Source organism: Bacillus clarus (genome assembly GCF_000746925.1).
Taxonomy (GTDB): Bacteria; Bacillota; Bacilli; order Bacillales; family Bacillaceae_G; genus Bacillus_A; species Bacillus_A clarus.
Genome location: NZ_JMQC01000008.1, coordinates 335,029 through 349,459, shown reverse-complemented (window position 1 = coordinate 349,459; position 14,431 = coordinate 335,029). Strand labels below are relative to the sequence as shown.

Sequence of the window (14,431 nt, the reverse complement as noted above, 5' to 3'; positions counted from 1 at the left end):
AAAAAAGGGGCGGGGGAGGAAAAACGAATTGCCTTCGCCAGGCGCGAGAGAAATCCGCGTATCAAAAATAACGTTTGGCTTTACCGTAGTGTAAAACATGGCTAACGGTTATATCCGTTGGTCTTTTTTATTTTACCGTAAAATTGCGCAGCGTCTCAAGTATATGCGTCAAACAATCTATAGGAGGTTGACGTTATATGACAAAGAGAAGACGTTGGACTGACGAATTAGTTATCGAAGAAATTAAACGCATCTATAGTAATGAGGAACCATTATCTCCTAGATATATTAATCGTAACTACGGAGGCCTATATCGTCAAGCTTATAATCGTTTTGGATCGTGGAGACAAGCAGTTGAGTTGGTGACTTCGTTAGATTATGAGGATGTTTTAACTTGTAAGAGATGGACGAAAGATTTAGTGGTAGAAGCGATCAAGGAGCGTATAGATAACGGTTTATCGTTAACAGCAGGCGTACTTGTTAATGAAGACAAGCGGTTACATGACGCAAGTTGTACGCATTTTGGAAGTTGGAGAAATGCCGTTACGGCCGCAGGATTCAACTATGACATAGTATTAGACGAAGGTAATTTAAGAAGATCAAAAAAGTGTACGAAGTATACCGTTGATGACGTGAAGTCATTTATTTGTGAAAGATACGCTCAAGGTAAGCGGTTGAGCTCAGGTTATATTTCAAGTGAGTTTAGACACATGGCACATGCGGCTCAATATAGATTCGGCGGTTGGAAAGAAGCTATCACATACGCTGGCGTTCCATATGAAGATGTCCGTGAAGACGAATCCGCAAATTTAGCTGGTCATCTATTCGAGGATTTGTTAGGAAATTTATTCAATGACTTATGTATATCGTACACGAAATATGAACATGAAAAATGGCGACCTGATTTCATCTTATCTAAAGAGCATTGGATAGACGCTAAGTTGTCAGAGTGGACAAGTTCGATACCGACAACGATACAAAACTACGAACCGCACGTAAGGCGACTCACTATCGTCTATATGCGTGGTAGAAATCATGCATGTAGTCTATCAGACAAAACCGAAATAGTATCTGTATATCAGTTACTTGAGTATTTAAACGAGGAGAGACGTAGTTACTACTTGGAGCGTATTCAAGAAATAGAGAACAAAATAAACACGAGTGAGATAGGCAGTCACTCGCATAAAGAAACAGCGTAGAGCGGCAACTCTACGCTGTTATTACGTCTTATAAATTTAATTCAATATACACATCGTCTAGTTCTTGTTGTTCGATACCTATATATCGTAGTGTTTCACGCTGACTCGAATGATTTAGCATTCGCATCAATAACGCTAAATCAGTACCGTTTTTATAAGCGAAATAAGCCGCTGTTTTTCTTAATGTGTGCGTTCCCATTTCGACCGTAACGCCCGCTCTTTCCGCAGCATCGTTTAACACTCGGTAAGCCTGAACGCGAGAAATCGCTTTATCACCTTTACGAGAAGGAAATAACCAATCGTCATCATTAGCCGTCTTGGGTACGAAATCCCGGACGGCTTTTTTAATGGAGTCATTTAAGCGAAATTGCTTCGCTTTGCCGGTCTTAGTCTCTTTTAGAGTAACCGACTCGCTGTTACGAACGTCCTTTACTTTTAACTTAAGTATATCGGATATACGTAACGCTGAGTTAATTCCGATAGTGAATAACAATAGATCGCGTGGCTTTCCCGCCAACGCCTTTTTCATTTTATCGATATCTCGCTTCGTGCGAATCGGTTGTACTAAACCGGCCATATGTATTACCTCCTGTTATTAATGTAACGCAAACTCGTTTTGTTACATTCGTTCGATAAATTCAGTATAACGGTTAATTTTTCCATAGTCAATTATAAATTACGAGAGGAGGCGGTTAATATCGCTTGGATTAACGGAGAATGGTTCGAAAGAAAAGAGCGTTTAGAAAAAGTTAATCAACTACGAAAATACATTGTACCTAGAGTGCGTAATCGACATAAACTTACTGACGATGAAAAATACGAGCTTACAACGTATATCAACGAGTTTAACCGTCTCCAAGATGTCAATCGAGGGGAAACGGATTTGCTTTTCTTCGCTTATAACTACTTTGGAGAAAATCGAAATAAAGACAATACCGGTAACTGGGTACCAGAATTTCAAGTACCGGACGGATTTAATTTAGATAACATTACGAAATATGCACCGAATTTCCACGATGAAATTTGCGACATTATGAACGTAGTGTCCAACGAGGAAATTAACAAACGCGTAGCAGTCGCAGCACCTCGTTCTCATGCGAAATCTTCCTACTTATCGAAGGCTTTTCCGATTCATGAGATTTGCTATCGAAAGAGAGCCTACATCATATTAATCTCGGAAACACCTGCGGTATCTAGCGCTAACTTAGAGTGGATTAAGCTACAGTTACAATCGAATGATAAGTTACGACGTGATTTCGGACCGTTGTTACATACGAAGCAACAAATGAACCCTCGCGATAATACATCCGAGTTCATTGCTTGGGAACCGAAAGGAAAAGACGACAAAAAGCTACTAACGTTAGTGCAAGCAGCTTCCACTGGACAAGCCTTACGTGGTCGAAACTGGAACGGTAAGCGACCGGATTTAATCGTATGTGATGACTTGGAAGATAAACGGAATACTAACACGGCTCAGCTACGACAGGAACTAAAGGATTGGTTCGCTCAAGTAGTTATTCCGTTAGGTGATCCGGAAGGTAAACGGACAGCAATCGTATTTATGGGTACGACAGTTCATCCGCAATCATTATTAATCGATATTATGGAGCGACGTTCTGACTTTGAATCTCGTAAATACAGGGCATTAATCACACCCCCTATTAGACAAGATTTATGGGCGGAATGCGAACGTATATATAAAGATAGAGAGAATAAGACGAGGGCAAGAGACGCTGAGTTATTCTTTACAGCGCATCACGACGAAATGGTCGAAGGGGCGCAGGTACTTTGGGAAGAAGTACAGCCGTTATTTAAATTGATGAAGTTCAAATGGGATAACGGTAGCAAAGCGTTTAACACCGAGCTACAGAATAATCCTATCGATGAAGAAGTAATGGTATTCAATCCTGATAATTTCACATACTGGAATGATAAACAAATAAACCGTAACTTCCTTAGCGGCAAGTATTTCGTCTCCATCGGGGTTGACTTGGCGATGGGGAAAGAACGCGGTGACTACTCAGCGATTTCAGTCGTAGCAAAACACAAAGAAACGGATACAATCTATGTTATTGATTCATTCGGTGAACGTTTGCATCCAGATAAGTTTATGAAAGTAATCGTCGATAAAGTTCTACACTTTCGACCGGATGTAATTGCCGTTGAGGCACAAGCAGCGCAAGAGTTCTTCGCGGATATGGTGTCGAAACGATTAATCGAGAAAGGTTATCCGGCAACTACTCGCTTAGTTAAGATTAAACAACGCTCTCGTAAGGAATTGCGTTTAGAGGCGTTATTGCCGCGAATAGAAAATGGGGAAATTCAATTTAATAGAATGCATTCGTTACTTTTAGAGCAGTTTCAGTACTATGGGACAAATATGCACGATGACTTACCTGATAGTTTAGAAATGGCTATTTCAGTTACGGATAAAGGACGTAAAAGAAAAGCTGGTAACGCAGGTAACTATCGATACTAAAGAGAGGAGGTAATTTATGCGGTTTTTCCCTGATAGAAATCTAATGAATCCAATCGAATATGTCGTCCCTATACGTACAGCATTAGGAGACACTGAGTGGCAAAGAATCCTTGATGAAATCAGGCTATATCGACGATATGACGGAGACTTGAATGTTTGGTCTGATTATACGAAGCCATCACAATTGGACTATGAGCCTACGAAATTAGAACTTAATTATCCACGAAAGATAGTCGATACGATTGCAGCTTGGCAATTTGAAAAGGAACCGAAAGTAACAGTCCCGCCCGATGTTTTAGACGATCCAGCGTTAATGATTCAACCAGGATATACACCTAGTGAAGAACAGCAGACAGAAAATAGTCGGGCGAAAGCAAAAGAACGATTATTAACGTGGGTTTGGGACGATAATCGAATGCATGAAAAATTACTAGCCGCAGCAAAAGACCGTTCAATTTCGAGGACTGGCGTTTACGCACGTATCCATTTCGATAACCGACGTGGAGAATTTAAAATCATTTGGCATCCATCTACGGAAGTAATTGCGGTACACAACGAATGGGATAAAGATCAGCTAGATGCAGTGCACTTCATTGCGTGGCTTGACGATGAGCAAACACGTCTCTGGAAGCTCTCGTATTACTTAGTTTGGCACGAAGAAGCTGGGACGTACGATTGCGAAATAGAAGAAGCTGTTCATGATGGAGACTTAAATGTGCAAGAGTCTAGGGTTGAACGTTCATCAATGGGACTCGATTTTATTCCGGTTGTACATGTTCCGACCGAAAAATTAAGTGGTCGAACTACTGGTTACAGTGAATTAGAAAAAACGATTGAGCTATCGGAAGAGATTGACCGTAAGATGTCGGATTACTCGGACGCGATTCGTTTTGAAATGTTCGCTATTAATCTACTTGTTAATGTAGACGAGGACCCGAAGAATCCGTTACAAATCGCTCCAGGTGCGAAATGGAATCTCGGCGATGGCGATAAGGAAAACGGAGTACCTAGCGCAAGTAAGTTAGAAAGCGGATTTAAGTTTAAAGAAACGATTGAAGCGTATCTTGACCGTTTGCAAAAACGACTACATGAAAAAGCGGAGGTACCGATTGTAAACACAGCCGACATGAACACGGGCGGTATTAATGACATGGCCATCCAACTTATGTTCAGCTCAATTATATCGAAGACTCAACGTTCTTGGGTAATATGGCAATCACGTTTGCAGACACTAAACGAATATATCCTTCGATATATGAAAGCGAGAGAAGAACACCCACGTTTTAAGTACGATAAGGAAATGCTTGCAAAAGTAGATAACTATTACTCTAGCGAGATTATTTTCGGATTACCTTTACCGCAAGATCAAAAAGCACTAATAGAACAGCTAGGAGAAGAAATGTCCAACGAAATTGAATCTATTAAAGGCGCTATTACACGAAGTGGTAAAGAAAATGCAGAACAGAAGTTTATGGAGATTATTCAAGAACGTCAACTTAAAAGACAAACGCAGGACCCTTATAAAGAGTGATGTAAATAGGCCTTACGGAATGGCATTAAACTTTCGGATAAATAAAACCATAGCCGACGGGCTTAAAACGGTTGGAGGCAATAACATGAGTGAAGTAGTAAAAGAGGATGTTGTCGTAACGGATATAAAGGAAGATACGAAAACTCTTACACAAGAGCAGGTCGATGAAGTAGTTGCTAAACGACTTGAACGTGAGCGTAAAAAATACGAAGACTATGATGATATTAAAGCGAAACTAGTTGCGTTTGAGCAAGCGGAAGAAGAAAGAAAGAAACAAGAAATGACTGAGGTGGAACGTTTGCAAGTCGAGAAAGATGAAGCGGCTAAAAAAGCAATTGAAGCTTCGGAGTTAGCACAAAAAGCACAAGAAAAGGCAAATGCCCGAATCTTGAATACAGAAATTAAAAGTGTCGCTCGTTCTTTAAATGCCAACGATCCAAATGACGTATTGGCGCTATTAGATAAGTCAGAAATTAATGTTGATGAAGACGGGAACATTCAAGGTGTAGAGTTAGCAGTCGAGTCTTTAAAAGCAAGTAAACCGTGGATGTTCAAACAAGTAATCGGAGTGGATGCTTCTGGAGGCTCTAACCCAGTTACTAATCCAAAAGCTAACGAATTAACAGCGTTAGAAAAGGAGTTAACAGAAACGAAGGCTGAAGCGTTAAAAAATCCAAAACTCGCGGGCAAGGTTACACAATTATATAACAAAATACTCGAATTAAAATCGAAGAAGTAGATCAGTCGTTGGTATAAAACCGACGGCTTTTTTATATTAAAAAAACAATTAGGAGGCTATTAAACATGGCAGTAGCAAATACTTATGATTTCCAACAACAGGTTCGTCAGATGCAGGCGAATGTAGATTTAATCCTTACGAAAGCACCAGTATTATTTGGTATTATTGGTACGGGTGAAGCACTTACGCAAACTAAATTCGAATGGCAAAACGATTATTTAAACAGTGACACGGGTATCGTTAAGGCAGCCACAGCGGCAGATGTCACAGAATTGGAGTTAGGTGCAGGTGAAGCACGTAAATTTACAGAGAAAGCATTAGTACAAAACGGCCTTGAAGTATTACGTGTTGTAGCAGTGGATGAATTAGCAGATAAAATTACAGTGCAGCGTGGATATGATTCAACTACGCCTGAAGCGATTGAAGAGAAAGGTGAACTGAAAATTATTGCTCGACCACGTCCTGAAGGTGAAGATACTTTCCGTAAAAACGAAATCAATGATCGTCTAGTATCGTTCAACTTCTCACAAATCTTCTCTAGATACGCTTCTGTATCTCGTACACAACAACAAGTAAACACTTACGGCGTAGAAGACGAGCTAGATTACCAAGTCAACTTACGATTACAAGAATTAATTCGTGAAGCTAATAACTCACTAATCTATGGCCGTAAGTATATCGGTTCAGGGCAACAACCACGTTCTACGGGCGGATTATTTGCATTCGCTAGCGAACAAGGATCCCACGTTCAGGACTTCAAAGGTAAAGAAATCGATGCTAAATCGTTAAATGATGCAGTTGAACAAGTATTTGTTAGAGGTGGATCAGCGAATACAATCTTATGTGCACCGAACGTAGCTCGTCAAATCACTAAGTTAGGTGGTAACACTATTCAAACGACCCGTCAGGATACAACGGCTGGTTACCAAATCCTATCGTTCGTGTCTGACTTACCAGGTGGTGCGATTTCTAGCGTAGTTGTTGACCAAAATATGCCGAAAGACCGTGCGCTATTATTGGATACGAATAACATTAAGGCTCGCTACCTAACACCAATTTATGACCAAGACGCAACATTACCAGGTGGAGATTACTTCTCTCGCGTAATCCGTGGCGAACTTGGTTTCGAAATCAAGAATGCTAAAGAATCGATTGCTGTACTAAGCGGAATTTCTAAAACAGTATCTTAATTAGAGACGGTTTAAATACCGTCTCCTTTTATTGAAAGGAGGACGATAAAATGGCGGAATATAAAACATTACCGAACTATGAATTAATTCGTCCGGATTTTCATATTCAATTTGATTCGCAAGGCGAGTATGTAACAGAAGACGAAAGTGAAATCGGATTTTTGGACGAAAAGGCCCCATTTATTAAACGTTTAGACTTAAAACCTAAACCACGAGGTAAGTCGACAACTAAAAAAGCAGAATAACGGAGGTGACGCCAGATGACGGTGTCAGAACGATTGCAGTCTCGATTATCAAAGGTTCCAGGCGTTACGTCGACTGACATTGACGCTTGGCTAGCCGAAGCTTTAGTTGAATCAGATTTTACCGAAGAGGATAACGCTAATGCGGTATTTTATCTTGCGCTTACGTTTGCTTATGAAGCTATCGCAGCAGATTCGGCTCGGTTTTTTAAATATACCGATGGTGAAGAAGCTGTGGACAAATCTATGATCTTCGCAAATTATCAAAGACTAGCAGCAGACGCACGTAAACAATATCGAAAATACAGACGTGGCAAAGGCGCTAGTCAATCATTTGCAAAGAGAGCGGATTGGAGGTAGTTTCGTGAGCGATTTACAAGGTGAATTTGACGAAGCACTCGGTAAGATATCGAAGCAATACGAAAAGGAAAACGAAAAACAAGTAGAAGAGACGGTTGGCGCAATTATGCTAATCCGTCTTTTTTTATTGGATTTAATTAACGACTATCAAAAAGACGGCGTAATTAAACGAGGTAGATTAAATGCGTTATTACGAGATTTAGATTATTACGAAAAGGAGTTTCGCAAGAAAGCAGGAGTGTCATTCGAAAAAGTAATCACTGATACAGCGAAGTGGACAACTTCTAAACTTGCAGAAACTAACCTTGGCGTGACGAATTTAGATTCCGTAAATCAGCAAGTTGTGAGATACATGCTAAAGCGGAGAGGCGAGGACGGTTTAATACTGTCTGACAGAGTTTGGAATCTAGCAGGTGATATGCGAGCAGAGTTAACGAAGGTAATACGTCCGGCTGTGTTAAAAGGTGAGAGCATTAGTTCAATCTCTCAGAAAATACGAGAAGTACACGATAATGAGAAATGGAAAGTCGAACGTGTAGCAATCACAGAAAGCAATAATACACACCGAGCAGCTACTATTTATAACGGTAACGAGAGTGATATTGTTACAGGTTATAAGTTAATAGATAACGGACATCGCCATCGCTATCACTCACAACATATGTGTTACAAGTTAGCTAGACGTGACGCTTACGGATTAGGTCCTGGTAGATATCCGAAAAAGATTCCAGAAAGTTTACTAACTCAACTAATTAACCCGCATCCGCAGTGCTCTTCTCGATTAAATTACATTATTGGAGAGGAGGAATAACGAGTGCTAACTGAAAAAGACATCGAACAAATCCGAGCCAATCGTAAATTAATCGAACAGAACCGCCGTGAACCTATTACTCTATGGCGAAAAGGAATTTCGGAAGAAGACCCGATTACAGGTGAAGTAATTAACGGTGAGAATACGAAAGAAACGGTACAAGTTGTTTGGAAGAAATTCACGCTAGAAGACAACGTGAAATTCGCAGGTACTGACGTAAAAGAAGGGGAAGCACTCGTTACATTCCGCCTTGATATCGATTTGAATAACGTCGAGTACCTTGAAAGAAACGACATTAAATACGTAATCATACTAGTTGATGAAAGAGGATTAGGCGGTATCAATCGCCGAGAAGTAGTTGTGAAGAGGGTGGTTTAATGAAAGTCAGTGCGAGAATTAAAGGAATCGAAGATATTTACCGTATGAATAATCCTGATCGTTATAAAACGCCTGTTGCAAATACCGTTGAAAAGCATGCGAGACTACAAGCGAATACAGCTTCTAATAGAGCGCCAGTTGAGTCCGGTAATTTAGCAGGGAGTATTCCGCCAAGTGTGAAAGCTATCAACGGTGATAGAACAGGATGGTCTTACGGATCAGATGTCGAATACGCAGCCGTTCAAGAATATACGCACAGAACTAAAAAAGGCTTTATGCGTAAAACGATGTTCGAAGGCGAGCAACCGTTAGTGTCCGACTTGGAAAAAGCGCTACAACGAGTAGCGAGAGGTTTATAACGATGGTCACAGTAAATGACGTAATGTACTCGTTGAAAAAAACGTTAGATGAATTTGCTCCTACTACTTGGGTATATGACGGTGTTTCTTTAACCGGAAAAGCAAAGCCGTTTCTAACGATTGAATCTTTAACAGGAACAATCGATAGGTATTCGAAAGACAATTACGCACGAAACCACCTAATACAAATCGGAGTATATTCCGATACAGTATCTAACCGAAATGAAATACAAGATAGACTCATCGACCGACTAGAAAGGCGACCTATCGACTTGTACGAAACAAGTTCGAAAGTGCCTAAGCTAGTCGGTTTTTTATATGTGGAAGTTTCGTCATGTGAGTCGATTCCACAAGCGGATGGTACTCAAGTAACGGCGAAACACCTCAGTTTTATTACAATAACGATTTAAATTAAGGAGGAATACGGATGGCTGAAACAACAGTAACGACACAAGCAGCAGCGCCGGAATTTAAAGGTAAAGAAACGTTATATTTACTCGATATCCCACAAGCAGATGGTACTTCGAAAACAGTTCGATTATACAACCAAACATCAGGCTCTCGTTCTATCGAAGCAGGTGAAATCGAACTAAAAACAAAGGACAAGTCTGGTAGTGATTACGGAGATGTAACACAGTCAGTATCTATCGAGGGTGTAAGTACTGAAGGTGACGAAGCGCTAGATTATATTGAGGAAGCTATTACGAATAAGAAACTCGTTAAAATTCACGAAGTTTCCTTACGAAGTGCAAAAGTAGGTGAGTATAAATCGAAGAGCGGAACGTTTATGTTAAGCAGCGTTGAGCTTTCACACGAAAACGAGGAATTCTCGAAGTACTCCATTGAGGCAAAGTTAAACAGTGGCTTGTCTGTCGGTAAAATTACAACGCTTCCGCCTGGAGCACCTGACGGATCAGTCGTTAGTCCATAAATAAGTGATTAGTAGGCGGGGGAAACTTCGCCTTTTAATTTTGTAAATAAATCTAACTAATTAATGGAGGTTTTTATAAATGACTAAATCATACAAACGTTTTGAAGTAAAAGGGAAAGAATACGAATTGAAATACGGATTAGAGGCAATTGAATTAATCGATGAAAATGGTGGTCCGTTCGAATTCGTTCAGAAAGCAATGCAAGGGAAAATGTCCGATTTCGTGTCTGTTATTTATTACGCATTAATCCACACTGAAGATGGAATCACGAGAAAGGATATTGAGGAAGAAATCAAACGTCAGTTAGTAGCCGAAGAGTTATCATTCGATGACGTTTTAAAGTTTAACAAGGCGGTTGTTCTCAATAGTTTTTTCTTCCAGAAGACAGTGAACAAGTTACTAGCGACAATGACGGAAGAACAGAAGAAGTCGTTCGAGAGCCTGTACGAATAAATGTTGATGATTTGAAGTCAGATTGCTTTCGATATTTCGGAATGGATGCGTTAACGTCAAAGCATTTAAGTATTAAAGAGTATCACATTATGCTTACCGGATACCGTGAACGTCTCTTAGACACTTATGAGATTGCTAGTATCCAAGCGTTATTTAACCGAAATGCGCAAAGTGAAAAAGTTAAGTCTTTAGACGACATATACAAACGCCCTGAAAATGCTCAAATGTTAGAAGCAAAAGAAAAAGAGCGCGAGCGTTTAACAGAAAAGATACATGCAAATGAAGCTCTATTTGACGATATTGAGCGGGCGTTACGAAGTCAGGACGGGAAGGACGGTGAATAATTATTAGTCAAAATAGAGTAGAGGTACAACTATTAGCGGACATATCATCGTTACGAAGTAGTTTGACACAGGCGACTCAGTTATGGAGAGACTTCCAACAAGCGGTGAGTCAACCGATAAATATCCCAGCGCCTAATATCCCACCTCCTCCACGAATACCGACGCCACCAGCACCGGCACCACCTGATATGTCAGGTTGGCAAAGGACGTTTCAAACCGTAGGTAACCAAGCGCAAGAAATGGGACGTAGGGTACAGGCGGTTGGTCAAAGTATGACAACGGCATTTGCACCACTTGCGTATGCTTCCGGTAAAGCTTTCGGAAGTATGATTAAGAACTCGATGGAATTCGAGCAACAAACGAGAAAAGCCGCAGTTCTTACAGGTGGGGCATACGGACAAGTTAAGAAAGATATTTTAGAAATGGCGACAAGCTCCGTTTATTCAACTGGACAAGTAGCGGCAGCTTATGCGGAGTTAGGTGCGAAGGGATTCGAAGCTGCGCAAGCAACGGCTGCTTTGCCTGGTGTTTTATCAGCGGCGGCAGCTTCGGGTGAAGACCTCGGGATGGTAGCCGATACGATAACTTCCGCATTAAATGCGTTTAGTATGGAAGCGAAAGATAGCGGGCATGTTGCGGACGTACTCGCACAGGCGGCAAACGCAACGGCCGCAGGTGTATACGATATGCAATATGCATTTAAGTATGCGGCGGGTCCGGCAGCACAATTAGGTATTGGAATGGAAGAACTCGCAGCATCCGTTGGTATCATGTCTAACGCAGGTATCAAAGGTGAGACGGCGGGTACAGCGTTAAGATCAGCAATGCTCCGTTTAGTAAAGCCACCGAAAGCAGCTGCTAACATGTTGAAGGAACTCGGTGTAACCACGACCGACAGTAGCGGTAATATGAAGTCGCTTTCTCAAATTATCGGCGAACTACAAAAAGGTATGGAAGGAATGACGAGTGCACAAAAAGGCGCAGCGTTAGCTACAATATTCGGTACAGAAGCTGTTTCCGGTATGATGGCGCTTGTGTCAGCTGGCCCAGAGAAAATCGATAAGTTAACACAGTCCCTTATTAAGTCCGACGGTGCTTCGAAAAAAGCAGCGGACTCAATGCTCGAAGGTTGGGCAGGAGCAATCGTCAAAATGCAATCGTCAGTTGATGTAGCAGCGCGTGCATTTACAGATTCTTTAGCGCCAGCGATTTCAGTAGTGGCAGACGTTATTAAAAAATTAGCGGATGGGTTTAACGGATTATCTCCGACAATGAAAACTGTAATTGCAACAGTTGCTACAGCAAGCGCGGTATTTACAGTCTTCATGGCGGTATTAGGCGTTTTTATAAGTAGTATAGGAAGTACGATAACGGCATTTGGTGTCTTAATCGGTTGGCTCGGTAAAAGTGCCGCAGTGGCTAAACTAGCGAGCGTTGCAATGATAGGATTACGAGCCGCATTCGCATTTCTAACTGGCCCTATCGGTATAGTAATCATGGCTTTAACGGCGATGGGCGTAGCGTTAACTCAGCTATATCAACGTAACGAAGCTTTCCGTAACGGAGTCAATAGTGCATGGGACTCAATCAAATCGAAAGTGACCGAGTTATCTTCGGCGTTTATGAATTTCGCAGGCCCAGCTATCGACGCAGTGGTCGCAGGATTTAATCGTTTGAAGTCAGCTATTATGTCGGCTTTTTCCGGAGACTTTAGTCAACTAGGTGAGATATTTAAAACGATTGGGCCATCCATTGCGGGAGCGATTATCGGCGGGATTCCAGGAGTAATCATCTCGGTATCTCGTTACTTACCGGCAATCGCGGAACATCTCAGCGCTAACAAAGGCGTTATTTTAGATGCGATTACGAATGTCTTTAATTCTATAGCGGAATTCTTAACTGGTACGCTACCGCAATTAATCGCAGTTGGTTCGCAGATTATCATGTCTCTTGTTAATGGTTTGGTTCAAGCGGTACCGTCGATACTAGAGGCTATGGTCGGTGTGGTTAATACAGTCATGCAGTCGATTGCGACCAATCTACCTATCCTTATCGAAGCCGGTATGCAAATCTTGCAAGCGATAATCACTGGAATTACACAGGTTTTACCAACGATTATCGAGACGGGTTTACAACTTATCCTAACGTTAATTCAAGGGATTATGCAGATGATACCTACGTTAATTCCCGTAGCCATAACGATTATTGAGACAATTATCAACGGAATAATGTCGTTTTTACCGCAGTTAGTCGAGATGGGAATTAACTTGTTGACCTCGTTAATTACTGGGATCACACAGGCTATTCCGATGGTTGTACTAGCGATTATTACGGTGATTACAACGTTGATAGATGCGATTACAGCGAATTTACCTGCGATTATTCAGGCGGGTATTTCGATATTGACTACATTAATCGACGGTATTGTTAAGATGTTACCGCAGTTAATTGATTTAGCAGTCAATTTAATAACGAAAGTCGCCGATACGATTCTAGCGAATTTACCTGCAATTATCAACGCAGGGGTAAAGATACTAATGGCGCTAATAGACGGTATTGTTAAGATATTACCTCAATTAATTAACGCAGCATTAACGCTAATCGCTAAAATCGTAGAGACACTTATCGCTAACTTACCGAAAATCATCGAGGCTGGTGCAAATATTTTAATGGCGTTAATTGTCGGTATTGTTAAGATAATTCCACAGTTAATAGTGGCGGCAGTTCAATTAATCGTAACTCTCGTTGGCGAGTTAATTAAGAATCTACCGAAACTACTAGAGGCTGGGGTAAAGTTAATTGAAGCGCTAATCAAAGGTATTCTATCGCTTTTAGGATCGTTAGGAAGTGCCGCACTAGAAATAGGCGGAAAGATAATAGATACGCTTAAAGAAGTTGATCTATGGGATATCGGTGTAAATATCATCAAAGGATTGGTTAACGGTATCGGCTCGATGTTCAGTTCGGTATGGAGTAAGATGACAGAACTTGGAAACGGAATTAAGGATAAAATATCCGGAATCCTTGGAATTCACTCACCTTCACGTTGGATGCGCGACATGATTGGGGTCAATATGATTAAAGGATGGATGATCGGTATTGATTCAATGAAAGGCTCGGTGCAACGTACGACGCAGCAAATGGCGGACTGGATGAAACCGGAGATGCTAGCGGTGGATACGGGTGCTTCGATACCGAGAGGAGTAAGCGGATTGGGTGCATATCAATCGGCTAAATCTACGCCAAGTATGAATAAACCGAGTCAGTACGACAATCAACCTTCTAGAGATAGGCAACCGGCGAATATTAACATACAACTCGGTAAGCAAGAGTTTGCGAGATTTGTTGACGATATTAGTGGCGAACAAGAAGCGGTTAAGAGACGTAGAGAAGTATTTAAAGGAGGGCGGTAGA

16 protein-coding genes are annotated in these 14,431 nt (G+C 41.2%); 15 read left to right on the top strand and 1 reads right to left on the bottom strand.

Annotation, left to right across the window (positions count from 1 at the left end):
- Positions 1-197 precede the first annotated feature (197 nt).
- Positions 198-1,199, top strand: a complete 1,002-nt coding sequence (locus tag DJ93_RS02500; protein WP_042979040.1) for a hypothetical protein — start codon at positions 198-200, stop codon at positions 1,197-1,199.
- Positions 1,200-1,227: 28 nt separating this feature from the next.
- Here DJ93_RS02500 and DJ93_RS02495 read toward each other — a convergent pair whose 3' ends face one another.
- A complete protein-coding gene (locus DJ93_RS02495; RefSeq protein WP_042979039.1) occupies positions 1,228-1,776 on the bottom strand; it encodes a site-specific integrase in 549 nt (182 codons plus the stop codon).
- A 39-nt stretch (positions 1,777-1,815) separates the two neighbouring features.
- Between DJ93_RS02495 and terL the strand changes: the two genes are divergently transcribed.
- The 14 genes from terL (at position 1,816) to DJ93_RS02425 (ending at position 14,430) form a co-directional block, all read left to right on the top strand.
- A complete protein-coding gene (gene terL / locus DJ93_RS02490) occupies positions 1,816-3,678 on the top strand; it encodes a phage terminase large subunit (RefSeq protein ID WP_241484247.1) in 1,863 nt (620 codons plus the stop codon).
- Between the two features lie 16 nt (positions 3,679-3,694).
- The gene (locus tag DJ93_RS02485) at positions 3,695-5,209 is read left to right on the top strand and encodes a phage portal protein (protein ID WP_042979038.1); all 1,515 of its coding nucleotides are present in this window, start codon (positions 3,695-3,697) and stop codon (positions 5,207-5,209) included.
- 85 nt (positions 5,210-5,294) lie between these two features.
- On the top strand, positions 5,295-5,948 hold the full coding sequence (locus tag DJ93_RS02480) for a phage scaffolding protein (RefSeq protein WP_042979037.1): 654 nt from the start codon (positions 5,295-5,297) through the stop codon (positions 5,946-5,948).
- Between the two features lie 65 nt (positions 5,949-6,013).
- Positions 6,014-7,138 carry an SU10 major capsid protein gene (locus DJ93_RS02475; RefSeq protein WP_042979036.1) on the top strand — a complete coding sequence of 375 codons (1,125 nt, stop codon included), beginning with the start codon at positions 6,014-6,016 and terminating at the stop codon, positions 7,136-7,138.
- Positions 7,139-7,188: 50 nt separating this feature from the next.
- Positions 7,189-7,383: a hypothetical protein gene (locus DJ93_RS02470; RefSeq protein ID WP_042979035.1), complete on the top strand. Its 195-nt coding sequence runs from the start codon at positions 7,189-7,191 to the stop codon at positions 7,381-7,383.
- A gap of 15 nt (positions 7,384-7,398) precedes the next feature.
- Entirely contained in the window at positions 7,399-7,740 is a 342-nt protein-coding gene (locus DJ93_RS02465; RefSeq protein ID WP_042979034.1) for a hypothetical protein, read from the top strand.
- Between the two features lie 4 nt (positions 7,741-7,744).
- On the top strand, positions 7,745-8,551 hold the full coding sequence (locus tag DJ93_RS02460; protein ID WP_042979033.1) for a phage protein: 807 nt from the start codon (positions 7,745-7,747) through the stop codon (positions 8,549-8,551).
- 3 nt (positions 8,552-8,554) lie between these two features.
- A complete protein-coding gene (locus DJ93_RS02455) occupies positions 8,555-8,929 on the top strand; it encodes a hypothetical protein (protein WP_042979032.1) in 375 nt (124 codons plus the stop codon).
- Positions 8,929-9,288, top strand: a complete 360-nt coding sequence (locus DJ93_RS02450; RefSeq protein ID WP_042979031.1) for a hypothetical protein — start codon at positions 8,929-8,931, stop codon at positions 9,286-9,288. The genes DJ93_RS02455 and DJ93_RS02450 overlap by 1 nt, the downstream gene beginning before the upstream one ends.
- A gap of 2 nt (positions 9,289-9,290) precedes the next feature.
- A complete protein-coding gene (locus DJ93_RS02445) occupies positions 9,291-9,698 on the top strand; it encodes a hypothetical protein (RefSeq protein ID WP_042979030.1) in 408 nt (135 codons plus the stop codon).
- A 17-nt stretch (positions 9,699-9,715) separates the two neighbouring features.
- On the top strand, positions 9,716-10,219 hold the full coding sequence (locus DJ93_RS02440) for a phage major tail protein, TP901-1 family (protein WP_042979029.1): 504 nt from the start codon (positions 9,716-9,718) through the stop codon (positions 10,217-10,219).
- A gap of 79 nt (positions 10,220-10,298) precedes the next feature.
- Entirely contained in the window at positions 10,299-10,673 is a 375-nt protein-coding gene (locus DJ93_RS02435) for a tail assembly chaperone (protein WP_042979028.1), read from the top strand.
- Positions 10,674-10,762: 89 nt separating this feature from the next.
- Positions 10,763-11,017 (top strand): hypothetical protein, encoded by a 255-nt coding sequence (locus DJ93_RS02430; protein WP_042979027.1) that lies wholly within the window; start codon positions 10,763-10,765, stop codon positions 11,015-11,017.
- 62 nt (positions 11,018-11,079) lie between these two features.
- Entirely contained in the window at positions 11,080-14,430 is a 3,351-nt protein-coding gene (locus DJ93_RS02425; RefSeq protein WP_042979026.1) for a phage tail tape measure protein, read from the top strand.
- The last annotated feature ends 1 nt before the right edge of the window (position 14,431 follow it).

Excerpts from the sequence above, each read along its gene's own strand:
- DJ93_RS02475 (WP_042979036.1), top strand. The coding sequence starts at position 6,014 with ATGGCAGTAGCAAATACTTATGATTTCCAACAACAGGTTCGTCAGATG.
- DJ93_RS02480 (WP_042979037.1), top strand. The coding sequence starts at position 5,295 with ATGAGTGAAGTAGTAAAAGAGGATGTTGTCGTAACGGATATAAAGGAA.
- DJ93_RS02445 (WP_042979030.1), top strand. The coding sequence starts at position 9,291 with ATGGTCACAGTAAATGACGTAATGTACTCGTTGAAAAAAACGTTAGAT.
- DJ93_RS02495 (WP_042979039.1), bottom strand. The coding sequence starts at position 1,776 with ATGGCCGGTTTAGTACAACCGATTCGCACGAAGCGAGATATCGATAAA.
- DJ93_RS02485 (WP_042979038.1), top strand. The coding sequence starts at position 3,695 with ATGCGGTTTTTCCCTGATAGAAATCTAATGAATCCAATCGAATATGTC.
- DJ93_RS02440 (WP_042979029.1), top strand. The coding sequence starts at position 9,716 with ATGGCTGAAACAACAGTAACGACACAAGCAGCAGCGCCGGAATTTAAA.
- DJ93_RS02430 (WP_042979027.1), top strand. The coding sequence starts at position 10,763 with ATGCTTACCGGATACCGTGAACGTCTCTTAGACACTTATGAGATTGCT.
- DJ93_RS02465 (WP_042979034.1), top strand. The coding sequence starts at position 7,399 with ATGACGGTGTCAGAACGATTGCAGTCTCGATTATCAAAGGTTCCAGGC.
- DJ93_RS02470 (WP_042979035.1), top strand. The coding sequence starts at position 7,189 with ATGGCGGAATATAAAACATTACCGAACTATGAATTAATTCGTCCGGAT.
- DJ93_RS02500 (WP_042979040.1), top strand. The coding sequence starts at position 198 with ATGACAAAGAGAAGACGTTGGACTGACGAATTAGTTATCGAAGAAATT.
- DJ93_RS02435 (WP_042979028.1), top strand. The coding sequence starts at position 10,299 with ATGACTAAATCATACAAACGTTTTGAAGTAAAAGGGAAAGAATACGAA.
- DJ93_RS02450 (WP_042979031.1), top strand. The coding sequence starts at position 8,929 with ATGAAAGTCAGTGCGAGAATTAAAGGAATCGAAGATATTTACCGTATG.